Here is a 19,981-nt window from a genome sequence, read left to right on the forward strand (position 1 = left end):
ATATTTCAAGTAACCTGTGACATTTATCACAGATTCATAGCGGTTTACACCTTTATGATAGTGATAACAGAATCAATCATCCAATGAATGGAAGGAATGAGATATATGCCGGAACCGGAATTTCATCAAAAAACAGAAGTTAAGGTCGAAGAGTCTACTTCATTAAAAGGCACTTTTACTTCGGTCTTGTTTTTAGGCGGATTTTTAGTGCTTACATGGTTAGGTGTATTCATACTATTTTTAAATCGTTTTTAACTTTGAAGGAGTGGTTTACATGCACATGCATCGTTATGAAAAATGGTGGTTAACGCTAGGAACAGGGTCTCTTATTTTATTTTTAATTATTTTAGGCATCAGTGCTTTTCATCAAGGACATCAACCTCCAAGCGCGAAGGCATATGTCAATCCCGAGCAAGTGGATAAAACCACGCCCTTTAACGAGCCGGGATTGAAGAAAGTACAAGGAAAGGCTTGGGATTACGAATTAGTGTTTGTCGCATCTGCATTTCTCTACACGCCCGGGGAAATTGATATACCTAAAGGATCTACACTTAAAATCATCGCCACAACAAAAGATGTTGTTCACGGATTTGAAGTTGCAGGAACAAATATTAATATGATGCTTGAACCAGGGTTTGTTAGTGAATATACAACAACCCTTGATAAGACAGGGGAATTTCTAGTTGTCTGTAATGAATATTGTGGTGTAGGTCATCACACAATGAAATCTATGATTAAGGTGGTGGACTAAAATGAAGCGATTTGTAAGGATTGATAAAAAAGATGCTACATTGGCGATGGCTCATATTTATGTAGGCTTTATTGCCTTGGCACTAGGAGGATTGGCAGGATTATTGCAAGTTTTGGTAAGGTCAGGGAAATTCATATTGCCTGCAGGGATCGGCTATTATCAGGTGTTAACAGTTCACGGTGTATTACTGGGATTGGTATTGACCACTTTCTTCATATTAGGATTCCAGCATGCTGCCATTTCCCGAACATCCGGCACCTATTCAGGGAAATCCCGCTTGTTTGGCTGGTTAGGATTCTGGGTCATGCTTATCGGAACAATCATGGCCGCTGTTATGATTTTATTAAATGAAGCAACTGTACTTTATACTTTCTATGCACCTTTGCAGGCACACTGGATATTCTACTTAGGGTTGACCTTCGTCGTTGTTGGAAGTTGGCTTGGTGGGGCAGGCATGATCATCAAATATGTAAGCTGGAGAAAAGAAAACCCTGGAAAACCAAGCCCTCTGTTAACATTTATGGCCATCATCAATACCGTCTTATGGCTTGTCGCCACCATTGGTGTGGCAGGAACGGTTTTATTCCAGCTCCTCCCTTGGTCTCTTGGTCTCGTTGATCGGGTAGATGTACTCGTAAGCAGAACATTATTCTGGTATTTCGGTCATCCCCTTGTATATTTTTGGCTGCTCCCTGCCTATATGACATGGTATGTCATTATCCCAAAAATCATTGGCGGAAAAATATTTTCCGATTCGTTAGCCAGACTTTCCTTTATATTGTTCCTCCTATTCTCTATCCCGGTTGGTTTTCATCACCAATTAGTGGAACCGGGAATCGACGCGTATTGGAAGTTTTTACAGGTAGTTCTTACCTTTATGGTTGTCATACCATCCTTGATGACTGCATTTTCTCTGTTCGCAACCTTTGAAATGTACGGCAGATCAAAAGGAGCAACCGGATTGTTTGGATGGTTTAAAAAGTTACCATGGGGAGATGCACGCTTTACAGTGCCATTTATAGGCATGGTTGCCTTTATCCCCGCAGGTGCAGGCGGAATAATCAATGCATCGAACCAGATGAACCAGGTTGTTCATAACACCATCTGGGTTACAGGTCACTTTCACTTAACCTTGGCCACTTCTGTTGTGTTAACGTTTTTCGGTATTGCCTATTGGATCGTACCTCATTTAACAGGACGCGTCTTGACGAAAGCAATGAACAAATTGGCGATCGTGCAAGCCTTTGTGTGGTCTATAGGAATGGGCATTATGTCAGGTGCCATGCATGCTGTCGGCTTACTCGGGGCTCCAAGAAGATCCTCCTTTTCAACTTATGGGGATGCACCGCAAGCCCTTGAATGGATTCCGTATCAAGTCGCACAAGCCATCGGTGGAACGATCCTTTTTATCGGGATCATTCTGGTTCTATACATCTTTATCAATCTTGCATTCTACGCACCTAAAGGAGAAGAAGAATTCCCAGTAGGTGAAAATGCAGAAGGAGCTGAGAAAACACCAATGGCTCTTGAAAACTGGAGGATTTGGTTAACCATCTTAGCAGCTCTCATTCTTGTTGCCTATACCGTCCCATTCATAGACATGATTCAAAACGCGCCTCCTGCATCCAAGGGTTATCGTTTGTGGTAAATAAAAAAGCGGAGGCGGCTCGCCCTGGGGCGACCAGCATAAGACGAGTAACCCGGAAAGGCGTTCTTTGCCTTTTTGTGTTACTTGGCTTATGACCTCGAGCCCCAAGCCGCCGGAGCTGGACAATCGAAAAGCGGAGGCGGCTTGCTCAGGAACGAAATAACTAAATGTATATTCATAAAAAAGAGGCTGCCTCGGGCAACCTCTTTTCTATTTTTCTTTAATTGGAACAAACAACTCTAATTTCCGCTTATCTTCCGTTTCATTGATCTCTCTATCCTGAGATAGATACTTCTCGACACTCAGTCTGGAATAGTCTTTTTCATAGCCATTTTCCTTAATCCAATTAAAAATCGAAAAGTAGGCTTGTTCTACTTCCGTTGACAGCCCTTAATAAAGAGCGTGAGCATATACGCCTGCAGGGAGAGACAGTTCCACTAACCCCGGTGGAAGCTTTTCCACACGATCAACCTCTACAGTACAATAATACGTAAAATCAGTCGCACTGTCATGGAAAGGAGCGTATATGCATTCATCTCCATTGATGTGGTGAATGAATGGGATCATCTGTAGAAACTTAGTGAATAGTCTCGGGATCTCAGCCCCTCTTCCATACGGGCCTGTCCAGCCTTTTCCAACAAGCAATTTATCATCTAGTGATACAACGTTAATTTCCATGATTTTGACTCCAATGAATTCGTTAATTCAAGGAATATACCTTTGAATACTTCTCCGTTAAATACTCGGCCAAGTACTTTGCATTAAGCCCTTCTCCAGTCACCTCCCTGATGATTTCAAGCGGTTTTTTCATCTTGCCCCACTGATGGACGTTCATCGTCAGCCATTCTCTGATGGGAGCAAGATTCCCCTCTTCCAACAGCTCTTCATAATGAGGAAGATCTTTTAACATGGCACGCTTAAACTGTGCAGCGTACATATATCCTAATGCATAAGACGGAAAGTAACCGAAACTCCCACCGGCCCAATGAACATCTTGAAGGACACCCTCACCGTTATGGGAAGGGCGGATCCCCAAGTACTCTTCATATTTCTGATTCCAGATTTCAGGTAGATCCTTCACGTCAATCTCATCATTAAATAATCCCTTTTCAATTTCATACCGGATGATAATGTGTAAAGCGTACGTTAATTCATCTGCTTCGATTCGGATCAGCGATGGCTTCGATTCATTGATTGCCCGATAGAAATCGTCCTGTTCAACGGAATCAAACTGTCCTGAAGAGAAATCTTTCAGTAATGAATAATTCTGCTTCCAGAAAGAATAATCTCTGCCTACAAAGTTTTCATAGAACAGAGATTGAGATTCATGAATCCCCATTGACGTCCCCGTACATAGTGGCGTACCTATCAAATCCTTGGAAATGTTCTGCTCATACAGAGCATGTCCACCTTCATGGATTGTCCCGAACACGGCTGTTCTCCAATCCTTCTCGTCATATTTAGTTGTTACCCTTACATCACCAGGGCTTAAACCAATCGCAAATGGATGGACCGTCTCATCCAATCTGCCTGAGTTAAAATCATACCCCATTTGCTCAAGGATCTTTAAGCTGAAATCCTTTTGCTTATCCTTTGGAAAGTGTTCAAAGAGGAAATCTGTATGTGGCTTATGTTCCGATTCGGAAATCTTATGTACAAGCGGGACAATTTGATCTCGAAGATCGCCAAATACCTTATCTAACACTTCAACCGTTACACCTGGCTCATACATATTCAGTAACGTATTATATTTGTTATCTTCGTAGCCCCAATAATCAATAAAGCGTTTCGTAAATGCCACCAGTTTTTCTAAATAGGGCTGAAACATAGCGAAATCCGCTTTTTCTTTGGCTTCTTCCCATACACCTTCAGCTTTCGATTGTAACACCACGTATTCCCTATATTGAGAAGCGGGAATTTTTTTATTCCGATCATACTCTTTTTGACACTCTTCTAATAGTTTTTGTGTCATGTTATCCAATTTGTCCACTTCTGGCGTCAGTTTTGCCAGGTATGCAGCCATTTCATTGGAGATCGACATTTCAAAAAGTTCAGATGAAAGCATTCCAATGACTTCAGATCGTTGTTCAACGCCGTTTTTCGGAGCACCCGTCCGTAAATCCCAGAACATCAAACCAAGCGCTTCGTTGTAGGCAGTCATTTTTTTTACATAATCCTGGAAACGATCTTTTGTTTCGATTACTGATTCTTTCATTCTAAAAAAGCCCCCTTTTTTAACATTCAATCTATTTTATCATATTTTTCTGGCAACTTGGGTTAGATTGATTGGTAGAGAGACGCTTAGAAACCTCATATTAGTCTAAGAGGAGATGCCTCTATATTAAGAGCCACAAAAAAAACGCCCAATTTGGTGTGACCCTCAAAAGTTAGAGTCAAAATCTAACTTTTGAGGGTCACACATTCAGGCGGTTTTTACAACACTTTATGAATTCAACACTTCAATTCCAACTGGTAATACGGATTCTACCAACTGTTTATAAGCTGCTTCATGACCATTCACCAAGACATGAACGCTTCCTTTGTCCTCGCTCGTCCGAATCAATCGGCCAATTCCCTGTCTCAATCGAAGGAGCATGTAGGGAATATCCACTTCTTCCACTGAGTTTTCAGCATGATTTCGTTTCGCATCAAACACAGGATCCTTAGGAGGGAATGGAAGTGAGTAGATAATGACTTGAGAAAGTGACTCTCCAGGCACGTCCAAACCTTCCCATAAATGATAGGAGCAAAGAACTGTAAAGGTTTCCTGCTGGAACTGCTGTACCGTTTCACTAATCTCTCTGTCTCCTTCATAAATCACATTCCAGTTCTGGGATCCCTGTTGCTTTTGAAATTGTCTAAAAACATTCATTTCTTCCTTAGTAGAGAAGAGAATCAACGACTTCCCTTGATTTTTCTTCAACATGTCAAAGGCATATTGATTTTTAGTATCCCTGCCTTCCTCTAATGAAGGTAGAAAAGCTTTCATCATGTCTTGGTATTCATAAGGAGACTCTACGGAGAACCTTTCATATTTCTCAACCCCCAGGGATTGAGAAACATATGAGAAGTCTCCATTATAAGAAAGGGTGGCAGAAGAAAATATAAATGGGATATTTTGAGAGAATACTTGATCTCTCAAAATTTCTTCCACCAATCTTGGCATCACAACAAAAGTGTGCTCTTCTTCTGACGTTTCCAACCAATAGATTCCTTTTTCATCATCTATGAAAAGTTTCAACGAAAACTGAATCTGCTCAAGATATTCCTCCACTACCTTTAGTAAATAATCATCCATGACATACATTTCAGATTCAAAGACGAGCTCATTTAAAAGATTTTCAATCTTCTCCGTTAGCTCTCTACCTTGCTGTAATATGGCTTCGGAACGGGAAATGTATTGTCTCTCAGAACCAGTCTCACCTTTGGATTCTTTCTCCAGGAGCTCGAACCACTTTTCATTATCCAGCATAATATCTTCAATTACATACAAAGTTTCTTCCCTCATATCAGAAGCTGAAAGCTTTTCCAGCAAACCTTCGAGGGTCTCCATTCTCATGCGGTAAGTCATCGCTTTTTGAGAAGCAAATTCCAATAGGTGTCCTTCGTCAAATACAACAGAGCTCGCTTCTGGCAGTAATGGCAGTTGCCCTTCCCGTTTACGGGAGTCTTTCGTCCAAATATGTTCCATATAAAAATCATGGGAACAGATGATTAAGTCTGCTGCCCCCCGGTAATGTTCACGATGAAGTGTAAGACCACAGCGATGGCGATAAGAACAAGACATACAGTCCTGAAGAGAATCCCAGCCAACTTGATTCCATTCTTCATCAGATAGATGAGCATATTCTTTTCTATCCCCATAATGCCTAAAGCTTCTCATTGAAGAATTATCGTGTACAAAACCCGGTAATTCCTCCCATATGTCCTGGTAACCCTCGTTTTGTGGAATATTTTCTTCAAGTTTTTTTATACATAGATATTGTTCTCTGGACTTTGCCAATCGAACATCTATATCAAGATCCAATGCATTCTCAAGCTTCTGTATGTCCCCTTCTTTTTTCACAATCTGCTCAATGAGCGTTTCATCCGCACACGCTATGATTGCCGGTTTGCCAGTATATCTGGCAAATGATAGCGCATATAAAAGGTAGACAAGGGTTTTCCCCGTACCGACACCTGCTTCTGCAAACATAACCTGCTTATTTTTATAGGCTTGATTTAGCTGAAAGGCCATAAATACCTGTTCATCCCGTAAATCAAATCCCTTTTCAGGCAATAGATCATAAAACACGTCACCGACCCAATCGGATAATGCTTCATAAAATGATTGCTCCTTGGTTAATTCAAATGGTAATTTTCTTCTCATGAGGACCTCCTGCGTTACACAATATTTCTAATTTACTAGAATTCTTTCTTATTGAAAAGGGAAAACCTTAATTTATTTAATTGAAGGCTTTAACAAAGGCTCTTTTCGCAATAATTGTTGTTTTCAAGAATAGAATCTGCCAGGGCTCTTTCGACCGGTTTATGCTGGATGGTGAGGGGAACTGCTCCGCTTGCAGCTAGCGTTCGGCCGAGCCTCCTCAGCTTAGCCGAACGGGGTCTCGCCACGCCCAAAATCCGCCGGAGTATGCAGTTCCCCTAACCATCTTTAACAGAATTTTCATGACAGAGCTTCAAGGTGTGCAAGAACACAATTTAACTAGAAAAATAATTCTTCTTCCTTAAAAGGTAAATCAATCTCTACTTATCTTAAATGAGATTGTTTGCTAAAATTCTTGTTTTTATTGTTTTCCATTAAGGATACATGCTCAGAAAGTTGATTCTCGCTATAGGATGCTCGACTCCTGCGGGAATAGCTGGACAGTACGAAAAGTGGAGGGGCTTTGCCCAGGGGCGACAAGCATAAGACGAGTCTGCTGGAAAGGCGCACTTTGCCTTTTTGGCAGACTTGGCTTATGACCTCGAGCCCCTAAGCCCCGTAGCTGGACAGGTGAGACCCCGGAGGCGAAGCCGAGGAGGCTCACCGCCAGCCCCGCGGAAAGCGAGCATCCTGGAGCGGAAATCAACTATTACTTTCTCCTCTACAATTGCAACAAACTATACGAAAAGAGCCTTAACAAAAGAAAAGAGACGCTCCATACAAGGGTAGATCTACCACTTGTATGGATGTCCCTAGTCTCCCGAGAATGCACTCAGTCGTATATTCTCTTTTTCCTTAACAATTCATATTGAAAAGCCTGATCAAGGTTTTTCGTTGCTTCATCCAAGCCTGCTTGGATGGCTGCTCCTTCTTCTCCTGAAATGGAAGAAATAGAGCTTTGTAATGCCTGATAGATTTTGTGGTAATCGATGAAGGAATGGTCCATCCTCTTTCACTCCTCTAAAAATGATAGAACTATTATACGCAGGAAGTGAAAGGGATATTCTGAACTTCTTTTCTTTTTTTCGTGAACTTGAAATGATTACCCTTTTCTAGGCGGACGCGGGCCAAAGTACTGGTAATAATCTGTTCGAATGAATCCGTTAAACAATTTACGTTTTTTCGTAGCTTGTTTACCGTAGCATTGTTCAAAATTTTCATGGGAAGTCATCATGTAAACAGACCAAGTATCCAGCTTCTCGAAAGCTTTCCCCATTTCCTGATACATTCTCTCCACTTCTTTTCTTTCTCCTAAACGTTCTCCATAAGGAGGGTTTCCGACGATGATGCCATATTCCAGTTCTGAAGTGAAGTCTCTTACTTGCATTTGTTTGAATTTAACCAAGTCTCCAAGCCCCGCTTCCATTGCATTCTCTTTGGAAACTTCGATCATTCTGTGATCGATGTCCGTACCCAGTATTTCCAGAGGCTGATCGTAGTTAGCCAAATCCTCTGCTTCCAAGCGTGTTTTCTCCCAGACCTCAGCAGGCATCATTGGCCAGTTCTCTGACAAAAACTCACGATTGAATCCTGGAGCAATATTTTGCCCGATCAAGGCAGCTTCAATCGGAATGGTTCCAGACCCGCAAAATGGATCTACAAAAGGACGGTCAGGGTTCCATGTCGTTAATTGGATCAGGGCCGCTGCCAGTGTTTCCTTTAAAGGGGCCTCACCTTGTCCGATTCGATAACCCCTCTTATGAAGACCTTGTCCGCTGGTATCCAGGGTAATGCTTGCTACATCTTTATGGATCGCCACTTCGATTTTAAACAAGGGACCCGTTTCGTCAAACCACGATGTACGTTTGTATGCTGTACGTAAACGTTCAACGATTGCTTTTTTTACAATCGCCTGGCAATCAGGTACACTGTATAGCTTTGATTTGACGGATTTCCCCTGAACAGGAAATTCTGCGTCTACTGGAAGGAAGTTTTCCCAAGGCAGTTTCTTTGTATTTTCAAATAGTTCATCAAACGAGTACGCTTTAAAGTCTCCAACGAGTATCTTAATCCTATCAGCGGTTCTTAGCCACATATTGGCTCGCGCAATAGCCGTTTCATCTCCTTTGAAGATGACTTTTCCGTTATCCACCTGACATTCGTAGCCCAATTCTTTCACTTCTTTTGCAACAATAGCTTCTAAGCCCATCGCTGCCGTTGCAATTAATGTATATGTACTCATATTTGTCACCCCGTTAATAAGTATCTTTATTTCAATAGTATAGTCTTTTTATCTTAAATATAAAAAGGACTGATACAAAAGAGCAGTGTATTACCTGCATGTATCAGTCACTTGCATTATTTAATCCTTATTGCTCTTATCCCGTAATAGTGTTCTGTAAGCCATGTTTTGTTCCGTTGTACTACAAACGACTCTTCGCCTCGTACTCAGGTGGTAATCATCTATCTACAAAGGAAGCTCCTTTGTCCCTCTCTTCGTTCGTTTCCTCTGAGAGGATTCCCCTACCTAATTTTGGGTTTCTCGCTCGTGGGGTTTACCTCGTTCCACTCCTGCCATTTCTAACAGGACTTCGTCACTGTGGCACTTTCAAGGTAGTCACACCATATCCAAAGGACTTAGGTGTTTTCCCTGCCGTCAACTCAAAACTTGAGCTGCCCTAGCTTATGAATTGGCTAGGCACGATCACTACGTGCATCTCAGCACCGTGCGAGCATGGACTTTCCTCTACAACTTAACGTTGCAGCGATTACCCGAACACCATTAAGGATCAGCAATAACTAATTATACTGTAGTTCTTCCAAGTATTCAACTGGAAATATCAGTCATACAATTTGTTTCCAAATACGTGTTTCTCTAAATTAGACAAGCGCTTAAGAATATCGAAATTCGTTGTGCCTGTCTGTTGAGCCGGAGCAGCTGAGCGTTGTTTGCTCGCTCCCTCCACTTGTTTCTTCAATCGCAGGTTCTCTTGTTGCAGATCTTCTATTTCTTGATGGAAGGTTTCATAATCTTTAATAATCAAATCTAAAAATTTATCTACGTCTTCTGGTTTATATCCCCGCATGCCACTTTTGAATTCTTTTTCCAGGATATCCTTTGCGGTTAATTTCACTTTATCTGAGATCATTATATTCACCTCTATATTTATCACTATCATTTTTTCAAATAACCATCAATTTGTCAATTATAATTGTTTTCGGGACTATACAATTCCCGAAGGGTTAATGAGTGATAAAATATCCTCTACCCATTCTTCCACTGCTCTTCTTCGACGACCCATTGCAGATCATGGAAGGTGATCGCTCTTATTTCAAAGGAAGAATCAGTTTCTTTCTTCTTCTTCGCTTCTTGATAGAAGTACTTGGGTGAGCCTTCTTTTTCTTCATCGTACAGTATCACTAACGCTTGGCTTTTTTGCAAGAATAACTGATTTTTGTTTCGAAATTGCTGTGGACTCTTGTAAGGTTCTTTTGAGATTGACTCGACAAAATCAGCTTGAGAAAGAATGAGTTCATAGTACTCTTTATTCAGGTCGTTCCAATTTTCTTCTTGAGAGAGAAATGGAGTTAATATAGCCAGTTTAAGATCAGGGTAATCTTCCTGAAGCTCAAACACCACTTCTGCTCCCCAAAGCTCAACCCCAAGTTGCCCACTAATGAGTACCCATTCTAAATCTTCATCCAAAAGAGAAACCAATTCTTTCTTTAGAGCCTGCTTTATGTAGTAAATTGCTTTGTCATCCTGCTTGAAAACTCCCAGTTCAAAGGATTTATATCCGGTTATGCACGCAACATTACTCAAATGCAAAACTCCTTCATTAAACTTTCAGGACAGACAAGTTCTCTTTAAAGCTTAGTGTGCCCCAATCCTTTTCACTCTATTGTAACATATTTTACAATTACGAGGTCAATATCCCATTCTATCATATAAAATTCACCATCATAGAGAAGAGATGACTCTAATTGTCATTAGTAACTTTTGCAGAGCGACACAGTGTATCACTCTGCAATTGAAACTAACCTCTTAGAGGCATCCCTCTGAAGTCTTCACTCAGAAAATTAACGTCCCATACCATATGGTCCGAATGGTGGTCTTGGACGCGGTCCTGGTCCGAATCCTGGGCCAAACCCCGGTCCTCCAGGGCCTTGAGGTCCTCCTGGCCCACCTGGTCCACCGCCACAGTTAAAATGTTGGTGTGAAACACTGTCTACCTGTGATTGTGTTTGTGGGAAATAATGTTTATGTTGATACATAACATTATTTACATTTGTCGTGTGAGTAGGGTGAATGTGTGGCACCTCATAGGTGTTGCAAGTCTGATTCACACAACATTTCGTCGGGTGCATGACTGCAGGAAGTACTTGATTAGGTCTTGGTCTTTTATACATAGAAACGCTCTCCTTTCATCTCTTAGTTGTTACACTAATAGCCTATGAAACGAAGAGGGTACATGTACTAATGCAAATACCTATTTTTAGGAAAACATTTTGCAGGCTTACATAAAGCTATATAAACTTTCCGGATAATTGGTAAAAACAAAAGCTGTTAAACCAATGACGACAAAGAACAAAATTAAGATCGCTCGGTTCATTTTCATCATCCCATCTAAATATTAAATATTTTCAACACAATTAACTATTTTACATCTACTTTTGAAAATTCTCAATATAAAAATAAGGAGTTTGAACCACTTTTTTAGTATAATTTATAAAAATTTGTGTATCTAGGATGGATGATCTGTATGCTTATTCAATTTTCTTGTTAAACGGCTCTTTCGATGATGAAGTTTCCCTATAAAGACGTCGTGCTTTTGACTGTTTGCTTCCTCAGTTTCAATCAGCAGTGATTCGAGTTGCTCACATCTTGCTAATGCTAACCTTAAGTCTTTCGTTTTGTGCTCATACAATTTAGCCAGTTCCAACAATACGACTTTTCTAATGGAAACAGGGGCACCTTTCCACATTCGTTCCCATAACTCTATCGCCTTCCAATCTTCTTTGTCTTTCTTGTATTGAAGAGCGAGGAGGTGCATCGCCTCATAATTTGTTCTGTCATCCTCTCTAATAATCTCTTGATAGCGTTCTTTTGCAATCTCTCTGTTACCCGTGTATTCAAGCCATCTTCCGACCTCGAAACGCTCATGGTCAGTTGCTTTCTTATGGACATTCAAAAGTTGAAACGTTAAATGTGTATAGAGGGTGATCAATGACAAAATATCCAGCTCATTATGGGTCATAACCTTGAATATACCTTCAGGATCCTTACGCTCGATATAATCAAAATAAATCATAGGGGCTAAATATCCTGGAACATCGTCTACTCTATTAAATCCAAGAATCTTTCGCTCTACGTTTATTAATTTTACTGACTCTAACTTGTGCTTGAAGAGTCTTCTGGATCCGTGATAAAGGTCAAAATGCCCAAATGCAGGCAATTTGGGCACATGATCTTTAATGAGTGTATGCCTTGTCTTTACTTGAGGCCAATCAAACGCTTTTCCGTTATATGTCACGAGTGTATTATAATCCACATGGCTTAAAAAACTGTGATAGAGAGGTATTTCACTTCCCGGTTGAGGCAAAAAATGCTGGGTCACAATCACCTCTGTTTCTGTCACCCTCCCATGCCCTAATAAAAAGATTGTATTTCCAACCCCTCCACCTAAGCCGGTGGTTTCCGTATCAAAGAAAAACATTTGTTCATGAGTATGCTCTTTAGAAGACAAGGGATGAACACCTGCAAAGTCTTGCCAAGCATCCACCGCGCTAATAAAATCTCTAAACGTGTAGTCCCCATGCCGATGATCGATTGGATATCGCTTCTCCCTCACCAGACAAAAATCACCGTCAATATCGTACACAGTGGCACCATTTTGTTTCCATAGATCAAGAAATGGCAAGTCTGCCGCTTCCTGCTCTAAAATGGGAGGCTGCCTTCTCTTCTCTTCAGCGTCTTCTTCTCTAATGAGATGTTTTTTCATTCTAGATAATTTATTTTTAAGTGACATTTTGATTCCCCCCTTCATTTATTGAAGGAAAAGATGAAGAAGCTTTAATGTATCCACTTTGGCTGTGTCCAGTGAATGATCCGTTCCAATACATGATGGACAACCAGCTTTACACGGACATCGCTCTATCATTGCAGATGTCTCAAGGAGTATTTTCTCCATCTGTTCATACACCTTTTCACTTAATCCGATTCCCCCAGGATATCGATCGTAGATAAAGATCGTAGGCTGTTCATTGTGTGCTGCTTTTATTTGTGGTACCACAAAAATATCACTGGGGTCGCACATCACAAATAAAGGAATAATCGATTTCAAGCTTTGTGCCGCCCCAATTAGGCCTTCTTCCAAACGCTCCTGACTATTAGAAGCAGCGTCTCTTAATGAAATCCAGCTTGAGCTCGTATGCAGTTCTTCTTCAGGAAGATGGATGGGGCCAGATCCAATATTTTCGTGGGTATCAAATTTAATTTTCTTGAAAATTGTTGCCATTGCTTGAACAGTTACGTCTCCATAAGCTACGTCATATCTTTCCCCGGTGCGAATCTTGTCTGTTTCGAGTACTCTTAATTGTACAGCCAGATTGGCATCGGTGAAATAATCCACGTCCACTTCCCTAACATACGCTTTCTTTTCTTCCCAATCCAGTTCCTCTACTTGGTATTGAACTCCTTGATGTAAATAAATTGCTTCATCATGCAATAAGGTCATAGCTGAGAAACGATCCATTTCCCCTATAACTTTCACGGCTGAGATGTCGGTTTGATCAATAATAATGACATTTTCCTGGGAAGCTGAGCGAAGGCTGATGTTATGTGCAGGAAACACATCATTCATCCAATACCATTTTTCACCGTTCTTATGCACCACACGTTCTTCCACTAAAAATTCTAAAATATCATCAATGTCGTGCCTGCCAAATTGTTCCCCTTCCTTAAAGGGGAGCTCATAGGCAGCGCACTTAATATGATCAATAAGAATAATCAGATTGTCAGGGTTGATTCTCGCCGTTTCTGGGGTTTGCTCAAAGAAGTAATCCGGATGCTCAATAATGAACTGATCTAATGGGCTTGAGCTTGCTACCATGATGACAAGAGATTCCCCATGTCTTCTGCCGGCTCTTCCAGCTTGCTGCCAGGCACTTGCGATCGTGCCAGGATAGCCGGTCATGATGCACACTTGTAATTGACCGATATCTACCCCTAATTCAAGAGCGTTCGTACTGACAACTCCGTAGATTTCACCAGATCGCAAGCCTTTTTCAATCTCCCGGCGTTGAGTCGGCAGATATCCTCCCCTGTATCCTCTGATTGATTTCGTTCCTAATTGACTCTTCACTAATTCTTGTAAATAGGTAAGGATAATTTCCACCCTTACCCTGCTTCTGGCGAATATGATCGTTTGCACCTTATTCTTCAATAATTCACCAGCAATTCTCCTGACCTCCAGGGTCGCACTCCTGCGTATGTTCAACGGTTTATTTACAATGGGGGGATTATAGAATACGAAATGCTTTTTGGCACTTGGTGCACCGTTATTATCTATCAAATTCATTTCATTACCTGTTAAATGCTCTGCCAGTTCTTTCGGGTTTGCAATGGTTGCCGATGTACAGATGAAAATGGGAGAAGCTCCATAAAACTCGCAAATTCTTTTCAATCTCCTGACCACATTGCTTACATGGGAACCAAAAACTCCCCTATATATATGAAGTTCATCAATTATTACGTATTTAAGATTCTCAAAAAGAGACACCCACTTTGTATGGTGAGGAAGGATGGCTGAGTGGAGCATATCAGGATTCGTTATGACGATATGCCCAGCTTTCCTTACTTTTTGCCGGATATTGGCGGAAGTATCTCCATCATATGTATAGCTATTAATAGAAGCTTCTGCTTCTGAGATGATTTCGTTCAACTCACTTTTCTGATCTTGTGCGAGAGCTTTAGTTGGAAAAATATATAACGCCCGTGCATCCGGGTTGTCCATGATCGTTTGTAATACGGGAAGATTATAACAAAGAGTCTTTCCCGAGGCTGTAGGAGTTACCGCGGTAAAGCTCTTTCCTTCCATTGCAAGCTTAAAAGCGGAATGTTGATGGGTATAAAGCTTTTCGATGCCTCTTTTTTGCAGCGCATTTTTTATTTTTTCATTTATCTCCAGTGGCAGATCTACCAATTGAGCAGTTTTTTCATCTATGGTATGCCAGTGAACAATCTGTTTATTAAAATCATCGTCTTTTTTAAAATGTTCAATCAACTGTTGAAGATTGTTTTTCTTAAACACAGGTATCACCTCTTCTACTCATTTTACCGAATCTATGTTCGAAACTAAAGAAAAAAAACCAGGATATCTTTTCCTCAATTATCTAATTTGAATGAAAGGAGCCTAAATGGGGAAGGCTGGGATTCTTTGCACTTGTTCATGAACCGGTTTATATGGATGTATAGGACAAATGCACATATTCAGCAAGCATTCATACACTAGTATGAATACTTTTGCGTGAAAGGAGCACACCCATGTCGAACGAGAAAAAAGGTTTTGGTGATCTGATGCATTCCATGAACGAGTTTTTTCATGAAAGACCTATGAAAGGAATGCTTCAAAGCATTGATGAATTTTTCACATCATCATCTAACCCATTTGGTTCTTTCCCGGTTGAATTAACTGAAACAGACAATTATTATCTCGTGACTGCACAACTCCCAGGTATTAAGAAAGAGCAGATTCAACTTGATGTATTCCCTCAGTACATTACGATTTCAGTAACCAATAAAGAAGAGTTCTCCGAGGAAAATGATCAAAATCAAATGATAAGAAGAAAGCAATCCATGAAAAAAAGCAGCAGGACCATTCCATTTCCAAGGGTGGTTAATGAAAAGAATGTGAAAGCTTCTCATAAAGACGGATTGCTGACTGTAAGGGTAGACAAAGTATCCGGTAAACGAATACCTATAGAATAAGTTTCCTATTACCATTTAAAATAGGGGCTGCCGAGTCGCAGCCCCTTTTTGTTACTCTATAGACTAAATATCCCACCCAAGCCTTTTACCAAAGAGGAAACTTGATTAATTGCCCCCATCATTTGTCCTGTAGTATTCATCATTTTATTAAAATCTAAAGACCCATCCTGTGACTTGAATGAATTCATGATCGAACTTACTCCTCCAGACTGAGGTTTAGCCATGAACGAGGCTTTCGGATATGGATTAGCATAAGCCTGTTGCTCCATTGCTTTCATTTGGTATGGATTGTATTCTTTCTGCTGTAGAGGATTTTCAAAATAAGGATTCATTTGCTGCTGGTTCATCTGTTGATATTGGTTCATTTGAAATCCCGGTGAAGGAAATTGGGCTTCTGGTTGAGGATAATAATTAGGTTGGAAATATCCATATTCTGGAGGTCTCATACCCTGTCCTTGATAGTTCATCACTGGTCCCATATACGTTGTTTGCGAATGATAATTTGGATGATAGTTACGCATCTGTCTCGAATGAAGTAAAGAATTCATACTTAGCCCCCTTACTTTATAATGGTTACTATACTTTATGTTTTAACTGGATAATTGGTGAAAGAACCCATAAAGATATTTCGACAACTACAAGAAGAATGTCGGAAGTTACACTATTCTTACAACTTAAAGAAAGGGTATTCTATGATACGATAAATGTAGATGCTACACAATGAAATATAAGTATTGGGAGGAATCAAGATGAACCTGAGTGAACTGCTGAAGAGATACGAAAGTAGTAAACATTATCAAGCAACGGATCAACAAGAACTTCTTACAATGGCCAAAAAACTTTATATTTCTAATGAGATTTCATTGCATCATTATAAAGAGCTGTCGAAGCAAATCAATACAATAGAAGAAAAAGCAATTTCAACTCCATAATGTAAAGAGGCTGCCGATCGGCAGCCTCTTATTTTTCATTCAATTCATCCAACTGGGTTTGCAGTACATATGAGACAGATTGATAATGACTGATAAACCGGTTGTAACTGGACTCTGGAAAGAAACAGTGAACCGATAGCATTTCAATATTATCGAACGTGTTTAAAATTTGAGGGAAGTGAAGGTGTTTTGGCCTTTGTTCCTTGATCCAAATTAAGGACAATTCTTTCCAAACATCATTCTCCGCTTTTACTTTATCGGCAAAAGGTTTCACTTCGGTGTAAAAGTCTCCTTTTTCACCTGACTCACGTCTACCTTTATATTCCTTCAACATTTGCTCAACAAGGACGATGAGTTCCCCTGTTACTTGCATCAACTCTTTCAAAAAAAGCCCTCCGTAAAAATGTAGACAAAAATAAAAAGTAGCAGAACGCTACTTTCTTATAAATTAAGTTTAAGACGTCTTATAGGATAATTCAAGTTTTTGTAAGACAAAGGACTTTTTATTTTTCAAAAGAACGGTTTTAGATTCCGCTTTTCTCTCCACTGAGCTCAATTTACTGTCGATTTTCTGTATCTGGTTCGTTAACGAATTCATTCCTTCTTGCTCTTCAACTGAGATTCGATCATGCAGACTTTGTTCTAATTGATTCAAACTTTCTTCAATTTCAGCTAATTTCAACATAATATCTTGTTTTGGAAGCATTGTGAATCCTCCCACCTTTTTTTTGGATTAATACTGTAATTCTCTCTTTATAACTCGTTCCCTTCCCCCCTGACAAAACTAGAAGCGTTTCGCCAAAGAAAGTGTTAAAAGGACATTCCGTTAATTGTGTTTCGACACTTACTGAATAAAAGGAGTGGAAACTAGAAAATAATATAGGTGGAGGTGTTACCCAATGAAAAATCAGAAAAACAATCAAAACAAACAGCAAACTACAAATTCAGCCCAGACCAAAGCCTCAAAAGGCAACCCTAAACTAGAAGGCGAAAACCGTCCAGCGACATAAGAAAGTGGAGGCGGCTCGTACAGACCCGACAAGCATAAGGCGAACCACCCGGAAAGGCGCTCTTTGCCTTTTTGGGTGGTTTGACTTATGACCTCGAGGGTCTAGCCGCCGGAGCTGGACTAGTAAGAAAGCGGAAGGGCTTTGCCCAGAGGCGACAAGCATAAGGCGAGAACACCGGAAAGGCGCCCTTTGCCTTTTTGGTGTTCTTGACTTATGACCTCGAGCCTCTAAGCCCTGTAGCTGGACTAATAAGAAAGCGGAAGGGCTTTGCCCAGAGGCGACAAGCATAAGGCGAGAACACCGGAAAGGCGCCCTTTGCCTTTTTGGTGTTCTTGACTTATGACCTCGAGCCTCTAAGCCTTGTAGCTGGACTAATAAGAAAGCGGAGGCGGCTCGTTAAGGTCCGACAAGCATGAAGAAGAGACCAACACTATTTAAAGTGTTGGTCTTTTCTTCCTCCTATCCCTCTTCCAGATCTTTTTTATCGCCTCTTTTACATTCGCCATCTTCTCTAGCTGCCTTTGCTTATGAAAAAACCATTCTGTTAATTCGATTCCACGGAAAAGTTCCTGCTCTTTGTACCAATCCTTACTAATTTTCTTTTTATTCGACCAGTCCGTATGAGACCTCCAATGATGTGGAACATCGTCATAAGCTTGATGAAGCATAGGTGTACTCGTATGGGGGACTCCTTTACAGAACTGCTCGTAGTCCATTCTGGATCCTGTATGTTCTACTTGTAAAGCAAAGTTCAAAATGGAGGAATGATAATCAGGTTGAAATAAAATCGAAAATAATCGATTTCCTAAAAGGATTCTGTTTTCAATTTTTCTGAAGCCATGAACACTCGCACCTAAAAGTTCCCCCATTAATGTCGGAAACAGAACGGAACTGAAATGAAGATGATCTTCTATGAAGAATAGAGATGAACCAAACACCCTCTTCTTATATACCTCATGTTCAATGACTGGTTCTTGAATGAGGTGTTGCTCATTTATTATAAGAGAATGGACTAACCTGCGATCATCTCTCTCCACCCAGTAACGATTCCACTCCTCTTCCATGAAGCTTGAAATATGAAATTCTTTAAACAAATGAAACATTTTCTTCTTATACCTCGTCGAATAATGATAGAGAAGGAGTTGAGAAAAGGCATCCTGAAAAATGCTCCAGTTCGCTCTTTCATATGTCATAAATAGATCATCACGAATAGCCGGATGTAATAGGCGCGTGAAGATATCACCTTTAAGGTCGGTCATATTCCAGCCGGCATTTCTTGATACCATCGAAGCCAGGAAAGACCATTTTATTTCAGGATGAAGAAGGAAGAATTTTTGATAAGCCATCGTTCTTGATATATTATCTTGATTATGCAGATTCACTAGATGGTTGATTTGATGAATCCACTCATTTATACGTTTAGGTTCAGGTATATAGGGTAAAAAGCGATAAGTATTGCTCATTTCGTCCATCCTTATTATCCCCCTCCCTCCTTTAGGCATAGATTGAGGAGATTTGTAAACAATTATTCACACAAATTGGAGTGGTATCTGTTATGATATAGATTAGTCTGCGAGGTGAATTACCATGAAATTCCATTATCCCAATGGTAAGAAATATGTGGAAGCGTCATTACCCTCAAAAAAAGAGAAGGGAAAACCGAAACAACTATCCTATAGCAACAGAGGTATGACCCTTGAAGAAGACATTAACGAAACGAACCAATATTATTTAACGTTTCATAAAGCAGTCATTCACAAAAAACCGACTCCCGTTCAAATAGTGGATGTCCATTATCCATCGAGAAGTGCAGCCGTCATTAAGGAAGCATACTTTAAGCAGCCCTCCACGACGGATTATAATGGTGTGTACAACGGAAGATATATCGACTTTGAAGCGAAAGAAACAAAGAATAAAACGTCCTTTCCACTTCAAAATTTTCACGAGCATCAAATTCAGCATATGGAAAACGTCCATAATCAAGACGGCATTACCTTTGTACTAGTAAGGTTTTCTGCTTCCGAAGAAGTGTTCTTACTTCCCTACAAAGCTCTAAGGATTTATTGGGACCGCATGATAAATGGAGGAAGAAAATCAATCAAACGGGTAGAGCTTGAGGAAAAAGGAGTCATCATTCCTTTAGGACTACATCCCAGGGTCGATTATTTAAAAATAGTACATCAGTTATATTTTTAGTTTACGAAAAATGAGTTAATCTATAATTTATCTCAATATCAGTAGTATATTTTAAATCTTAGACAATACTAAAAACACTGAAGATTGAA

Annotated in this window: 18 protein-coding genes, 1 other RNA gene and 1 pseudogene; 5 read left to right on the plus strand and 15 right to left on the minus strand. The window is 40.3% G+C overall.

The annotated features are described in order from the left end of the window. The first annotated feature begins 274 nt into the window (after positions 1-274). Both ACYH0O_RS15285 and ACYH0O_RS15290 read left to right on the plus strand, forming a co-directional pair. On the plus strand, positions 275-751 hold the full coding sequence (locus tag ACYH0O_RS15285) for a cupredoxin domain-containing protein (RefSeq protein ID WP_482629410.1): 477 nt from the start codon (positions 275-277) through the stop codon (positions 749-751). 1 nt (position 752) lies between these two features. Continuing rightward, entirely contained in the window at positions 753-2,399 is a 1,647-nt protein-coding gene (locus tag ACYH0O_RS15290) for a b(o/a)3-type cytochrome-c oxidase subunit 1 (RefSeq protein WP_482629411.1), read from the plus strand. 210 nt (positions 2,400-2,609) lie between these two features. Here ACYH0O_RS15290 and ACYH0O_RS15295 read toward each other — a convergent pair. The 11 genes and pseudogenes from ACYH0O_RS15295 to ACYH0O_RS15345 all read right to left on the minus strand — a co-directional run bounded on the left by ACYH0O_RS15295 (position 2,610) and on the right by ACYH0O_RS15345 (position 15,050). After that, positions 2,610-3,077, minus strand: a pseudogene (locus tag ACYH0O_RS15295) (GyrI-like domain-containing protein). A 22-nt stretch (positions 3,078-3,099) separates the two neighbouring features. Continuing rightward, positions 3,100-4,614, minus strand: a complete 1,515-nt coding sequence (locus ACYH0O_RS15300; RefSeq protein WP_482629412.1) for a carboxypeptidase M32 — start codon at positions 4,612-4,614, stop codon at positions 3,100-3,102. Between the two features lie 228 nt (positions 4,615-4,842). Next, on the minus strand, positions 4,843-6,768 hold the full coding sequence (locus ACYH0O_RS15305; protein ID WP_482629413.1) for an ATP-dependent DNA helicase: 1,926 nt from the start codon (positions 6,766-6,768) through the stop codon (positions 4,843-4,845). An 829-nt stretch (positions 6,769-7,597) separates the two neighbouring features. Next, the gene (locus ACYH0O_RS15310; protein WP_187443267.1) at positions 7,598-7,771 is read right to left on the minus strand and encodes a hypothetical protein; all 174 of its coding nucleotides are present in this window, start codon (positions 7,769-7,771) and stop codon (positions 7,598-7,600) included. A 96-nt stretch (positions 7,772-7,867) separates the two neighbouring features. Further along, entirely contained in the window at positions 7,868-9,007 is a 1,140-nt protein-coding gene (locus ACYH0O_RS15315; protein WP_482629414.1) for a THUMP domain-containing class I SAM-dependent RNA methyltransferase, read from the minus strand. A gap of 152 nt (positions 9,008-9,159) precedes the next feature. Further along, positions 9,160-9,545, minus strand: an RNA gene (gene rnpB / locus ACYH0O_RS15320) — RNase P RNA component class B. Positions 9,546-9,605: 60 nt separating this feature from the next. Next, entirely contained in the window at positions 9,606-9,914 is a 309-nt protein-coding gene (gene gpsB / locus ACYH0O_RS15325; protein ID WP_113970666.1) for a cell division regulator GpsB, read from the minus strand. Between the two features lie 116 nt (positions 9,915-10,030). Beyond that, a complete protein-coding gene (locus tag ACYH0O_RS15330) occupies positions 10,031-10,588 on the minus strand; it encodes an SLOG family protein (protein WP_482629415.1) in 558 nt (185 codons plus the stop codon). A gap of 257 nt (positions 10,589-10,845) precedes the next feature. Continuing rightward, on the minus strand, positions 10,846-11,175 hold the full coding sequence (locus ACYH0O_RS15335) for a CotD family spore coat protein (RefSeq protein ID WP_482629416.1): 330 nt from the start codon (positions 11,173-11,175) through the stop codon (positions 10,846-10,848). 335 nt (positions 11,176-11,510) lie between these two features. Next, positions 11,511-12,794 carry a ribonuclease H-like domain-containing protein gene (locus ACYH0O_RS15340; protein WP_482629417.1) on the minus strand — a complete coding sequence of 428 codons (1,284 nt, stop codon included), beginning with the start codon at positions 12,792-12,794 and terminating at the stop codon, positions 11,511-11,513. Positions 12,795-12,812: 18 nt separating this feature from the next. Continuing rightward, entirely contained in the window at positions 12,813-15,050 is a 2,238-nt protein-coding gene (locus tag ACYH0O_RS15345) for a DEAD/DEAH box helicase (protein WP_482632580.1), read from the minus strand. 260 nt (positions 15,051-15,310) lie between these two features. Between ACYH0O_RS15345 and ACYH0O_RS15350 the strand changes: the two genes are divergently transcribed. Then, on the plus strand, positions 15,311-15,754 hold the full coding sequence (locus tag ACYH0O_RS15350; protein ID WP_482629418.1) for an Hsp20/alpha crystallin family protein: 444 nt from the start codon (positions 15,311-15,313) through the stop codon (positions 15,752-15,754). A gap of 56 nt (positions 15,755-15,810) precedes the next feature. On the opposite strand, the gene ACYH0O_RS15355 is transcribed toward ACYH0O_RS15350, so the two are convergent. Continuing rightward, positions 15,811-16,302 carry a YppG family protein gene (locus ACYH0O_RS15355; protein ID WP_482629419.1) on the minus strand — a complete coding sequence of 164 codons (492 nt, stop codon included), beginning with the start codon at positions 16,300-16,302 and terminating at the stop codon, positions 15,811-15,813. A gap of 201 nt (positions 16,303-16,503) precedes the next feature. Between ACYH0O_RS15355 and yppF the strand changes: the two genes are divergently transcribed. Next, positions 16,504-16,686, plus strand: a complete 183-nt coding sequence (gene yppF, locus ACYH0O_RS15360) for a YppF family protein (RefSeq protein ID WP_148969432.1) — start codon at positions 16,504-16,506, stop codon at positions 16,684-16,686. Between the two features lie 28 nt (positions 16,687-16,714). On the opposite strand, the gene ACYH0O_RS15365 is transcribed toward yppF, so the two are convergent. From ACYH0O_RS15365 to ACYH0O_RS15375, 3 genes are all read right to left on the minus strand, one after another. Then, positions 16,715-17,071, minus strand: coding sequence for a YppE family protein (locus tag ACYH0O_RS15365; RefSeq protein WP_482629420.1), 357 nt, complete (start codon positions 17,069-17,071; stop codon positions 16,715-16,717). 69 nt (positions 17,072-17,140) lie between these two features. Next, positions 17,141-17,392, minus strand: coding sequence for a hypothetical protein (locus tag ACYH0O_RS15370; RefSeq protein ID WP_149156896.1), 252 nt, complete (start codon positions 17,390-17,392; stop codon positions 17,141-17,143). Positions 17,393-18,130: 738 nt separating this feature from the next. After that, a complete protein-coding gene (locus tag ACYH0O_RS15375; RefSeq protein ID WP_482629421.1) occupies positions 18,131-19,168 on the minus strand; it encodes a DUF2515 family protein in 1,038 nt (345 codons plus the stop codon). Between the two features lie 115 nt (positions 19,169-19,283). On the opposite strand from ACYH0O_RS15375, the gene recU reads away from it, so the two are divergent. Next, on the plus strand, positions 19,284-19,892 hold the full coding sequence (recU, locus tag ACYH0O_RS15380) for a Holliday junction resolvase RecU (protein WP_482629422.1): 609 nt from the start codon (positions 19,284-19,286) through the stop codon (positions 19,890-19,892). The last annotated feature ends 89 nt before the right edge of the window (positions 19,893-19,981 follow it).

It is taken from the genome of Rossellomorea sp. H136 (assembly GCF_056838065.1).

Excerpts from the sequence above, each read along its gene's own strand:
- ACYH0O_RS15285 (WP_482629410.1), top strand. The coding sequence starts at position 275 with ATGCACATGCATCGTTATGAAAAATGGTGGTTAACGCTAGGAACAGGG.
- ACYH0O_RS15290 (WP_482629411.1), top strand. The coding sequence starts at position 753 with ATGAAGCGATTTGTAAGGATTGATAAAAAAGATGCTACATTGGCGATG.
- ACYH0O_RS15300 (WP_482629412.1), bottom strand. The coding sequence starts at position 4,614 with ATGAAAGAATCAGTAATCGAAACAAAAGATCGTTTCCAGGATTATGTA.
- ACYH0O_RS15305 (WP_482629413.1), bottom strand. The coding sequence starts at position 6,768 with ATGAGAAGAAAATTACCATTTGAATTAACCAAGGAGCAATCATTTTAT.
- ACYH0O_RS15310 (WP_187443267.1), bottom strand. The coding sequence starts at position 7,771 with ATGGACCATTCCTTCATCGATTACCACAAAATCTATCAGGCATTACAA.
- ACYH0O_RS15315 (WP_482629414.1), bottom strand. The coding sequence starts at position 9,007 with ATGAGTACATATACATTAATTGCAACGGCAGCGATGGGCTTAGAAGCT.
- gpsB (WP_113970666.1), bottom strand. The coding sequence starts at position 9,914 with ATGATCTCAGATAAAGTGAAATTAACCGCAAAGGATATCCTGGAAAAA.
- ACYH0O_RS15335 (WP_482629416.1), bottom strand. The coding sequence starts at position 11,175 with ATGTATAAAAGACCAAGACCTAATCAAGTACTTCCTGCAGTCATGCAC.
- ACYH0O_RS15340 (WP_482629417.1), bottom strand. The coding sequence starts at position 12,794 with ATGTCACTTAAAAATAAATTATCTAGAATGAAAAAACATCTCATTAGA.
- ACYH0O_RS15350 (WP_482629418.1), top strand. The coding sequence starts at position 15,311 with ATGTCGAACGAGAAAAAAGGTTTTGGTGATCTGATGCATTCCATGAAC.
- ACYH0O_RS15355 (WP_482629419.1), bottom strand. The coding sequence starts at position 16,302 with ATGAATTCTTTACTTCATTCGAGACAGATGCGTAACTATCATCCAAAT.
- yppF (WP_148969432.1), top strand. The coding sequence starts at position 16,504 with ATGAACCTGAGTGAACTGCTGAAGAGATACGAAAGTAGTAAACATTAT.
- ACYH0O_RS15370 (WP_149156896.1), bottom strand. The coding sequence starts at position 17,392 with ATGCTTCCAAAACAAGATATTATGTTGAAATTAGCTGAAATTGAAGAA.
- ACYH0O_RS15375 (WP_482629421.1), bottom strand. The coding sequence starts at position 19,168 with ATGGACGAAATGAGCAATACTTATCGCTTTTTACCCTATATACCTGAA.
- recU (WP_482629422.1), top strand. The coding sequence starts at position 19,284 with ATGAAATTCCATTATCCCAATGGTAAGAAATATGTGGAAGCGTCATTA.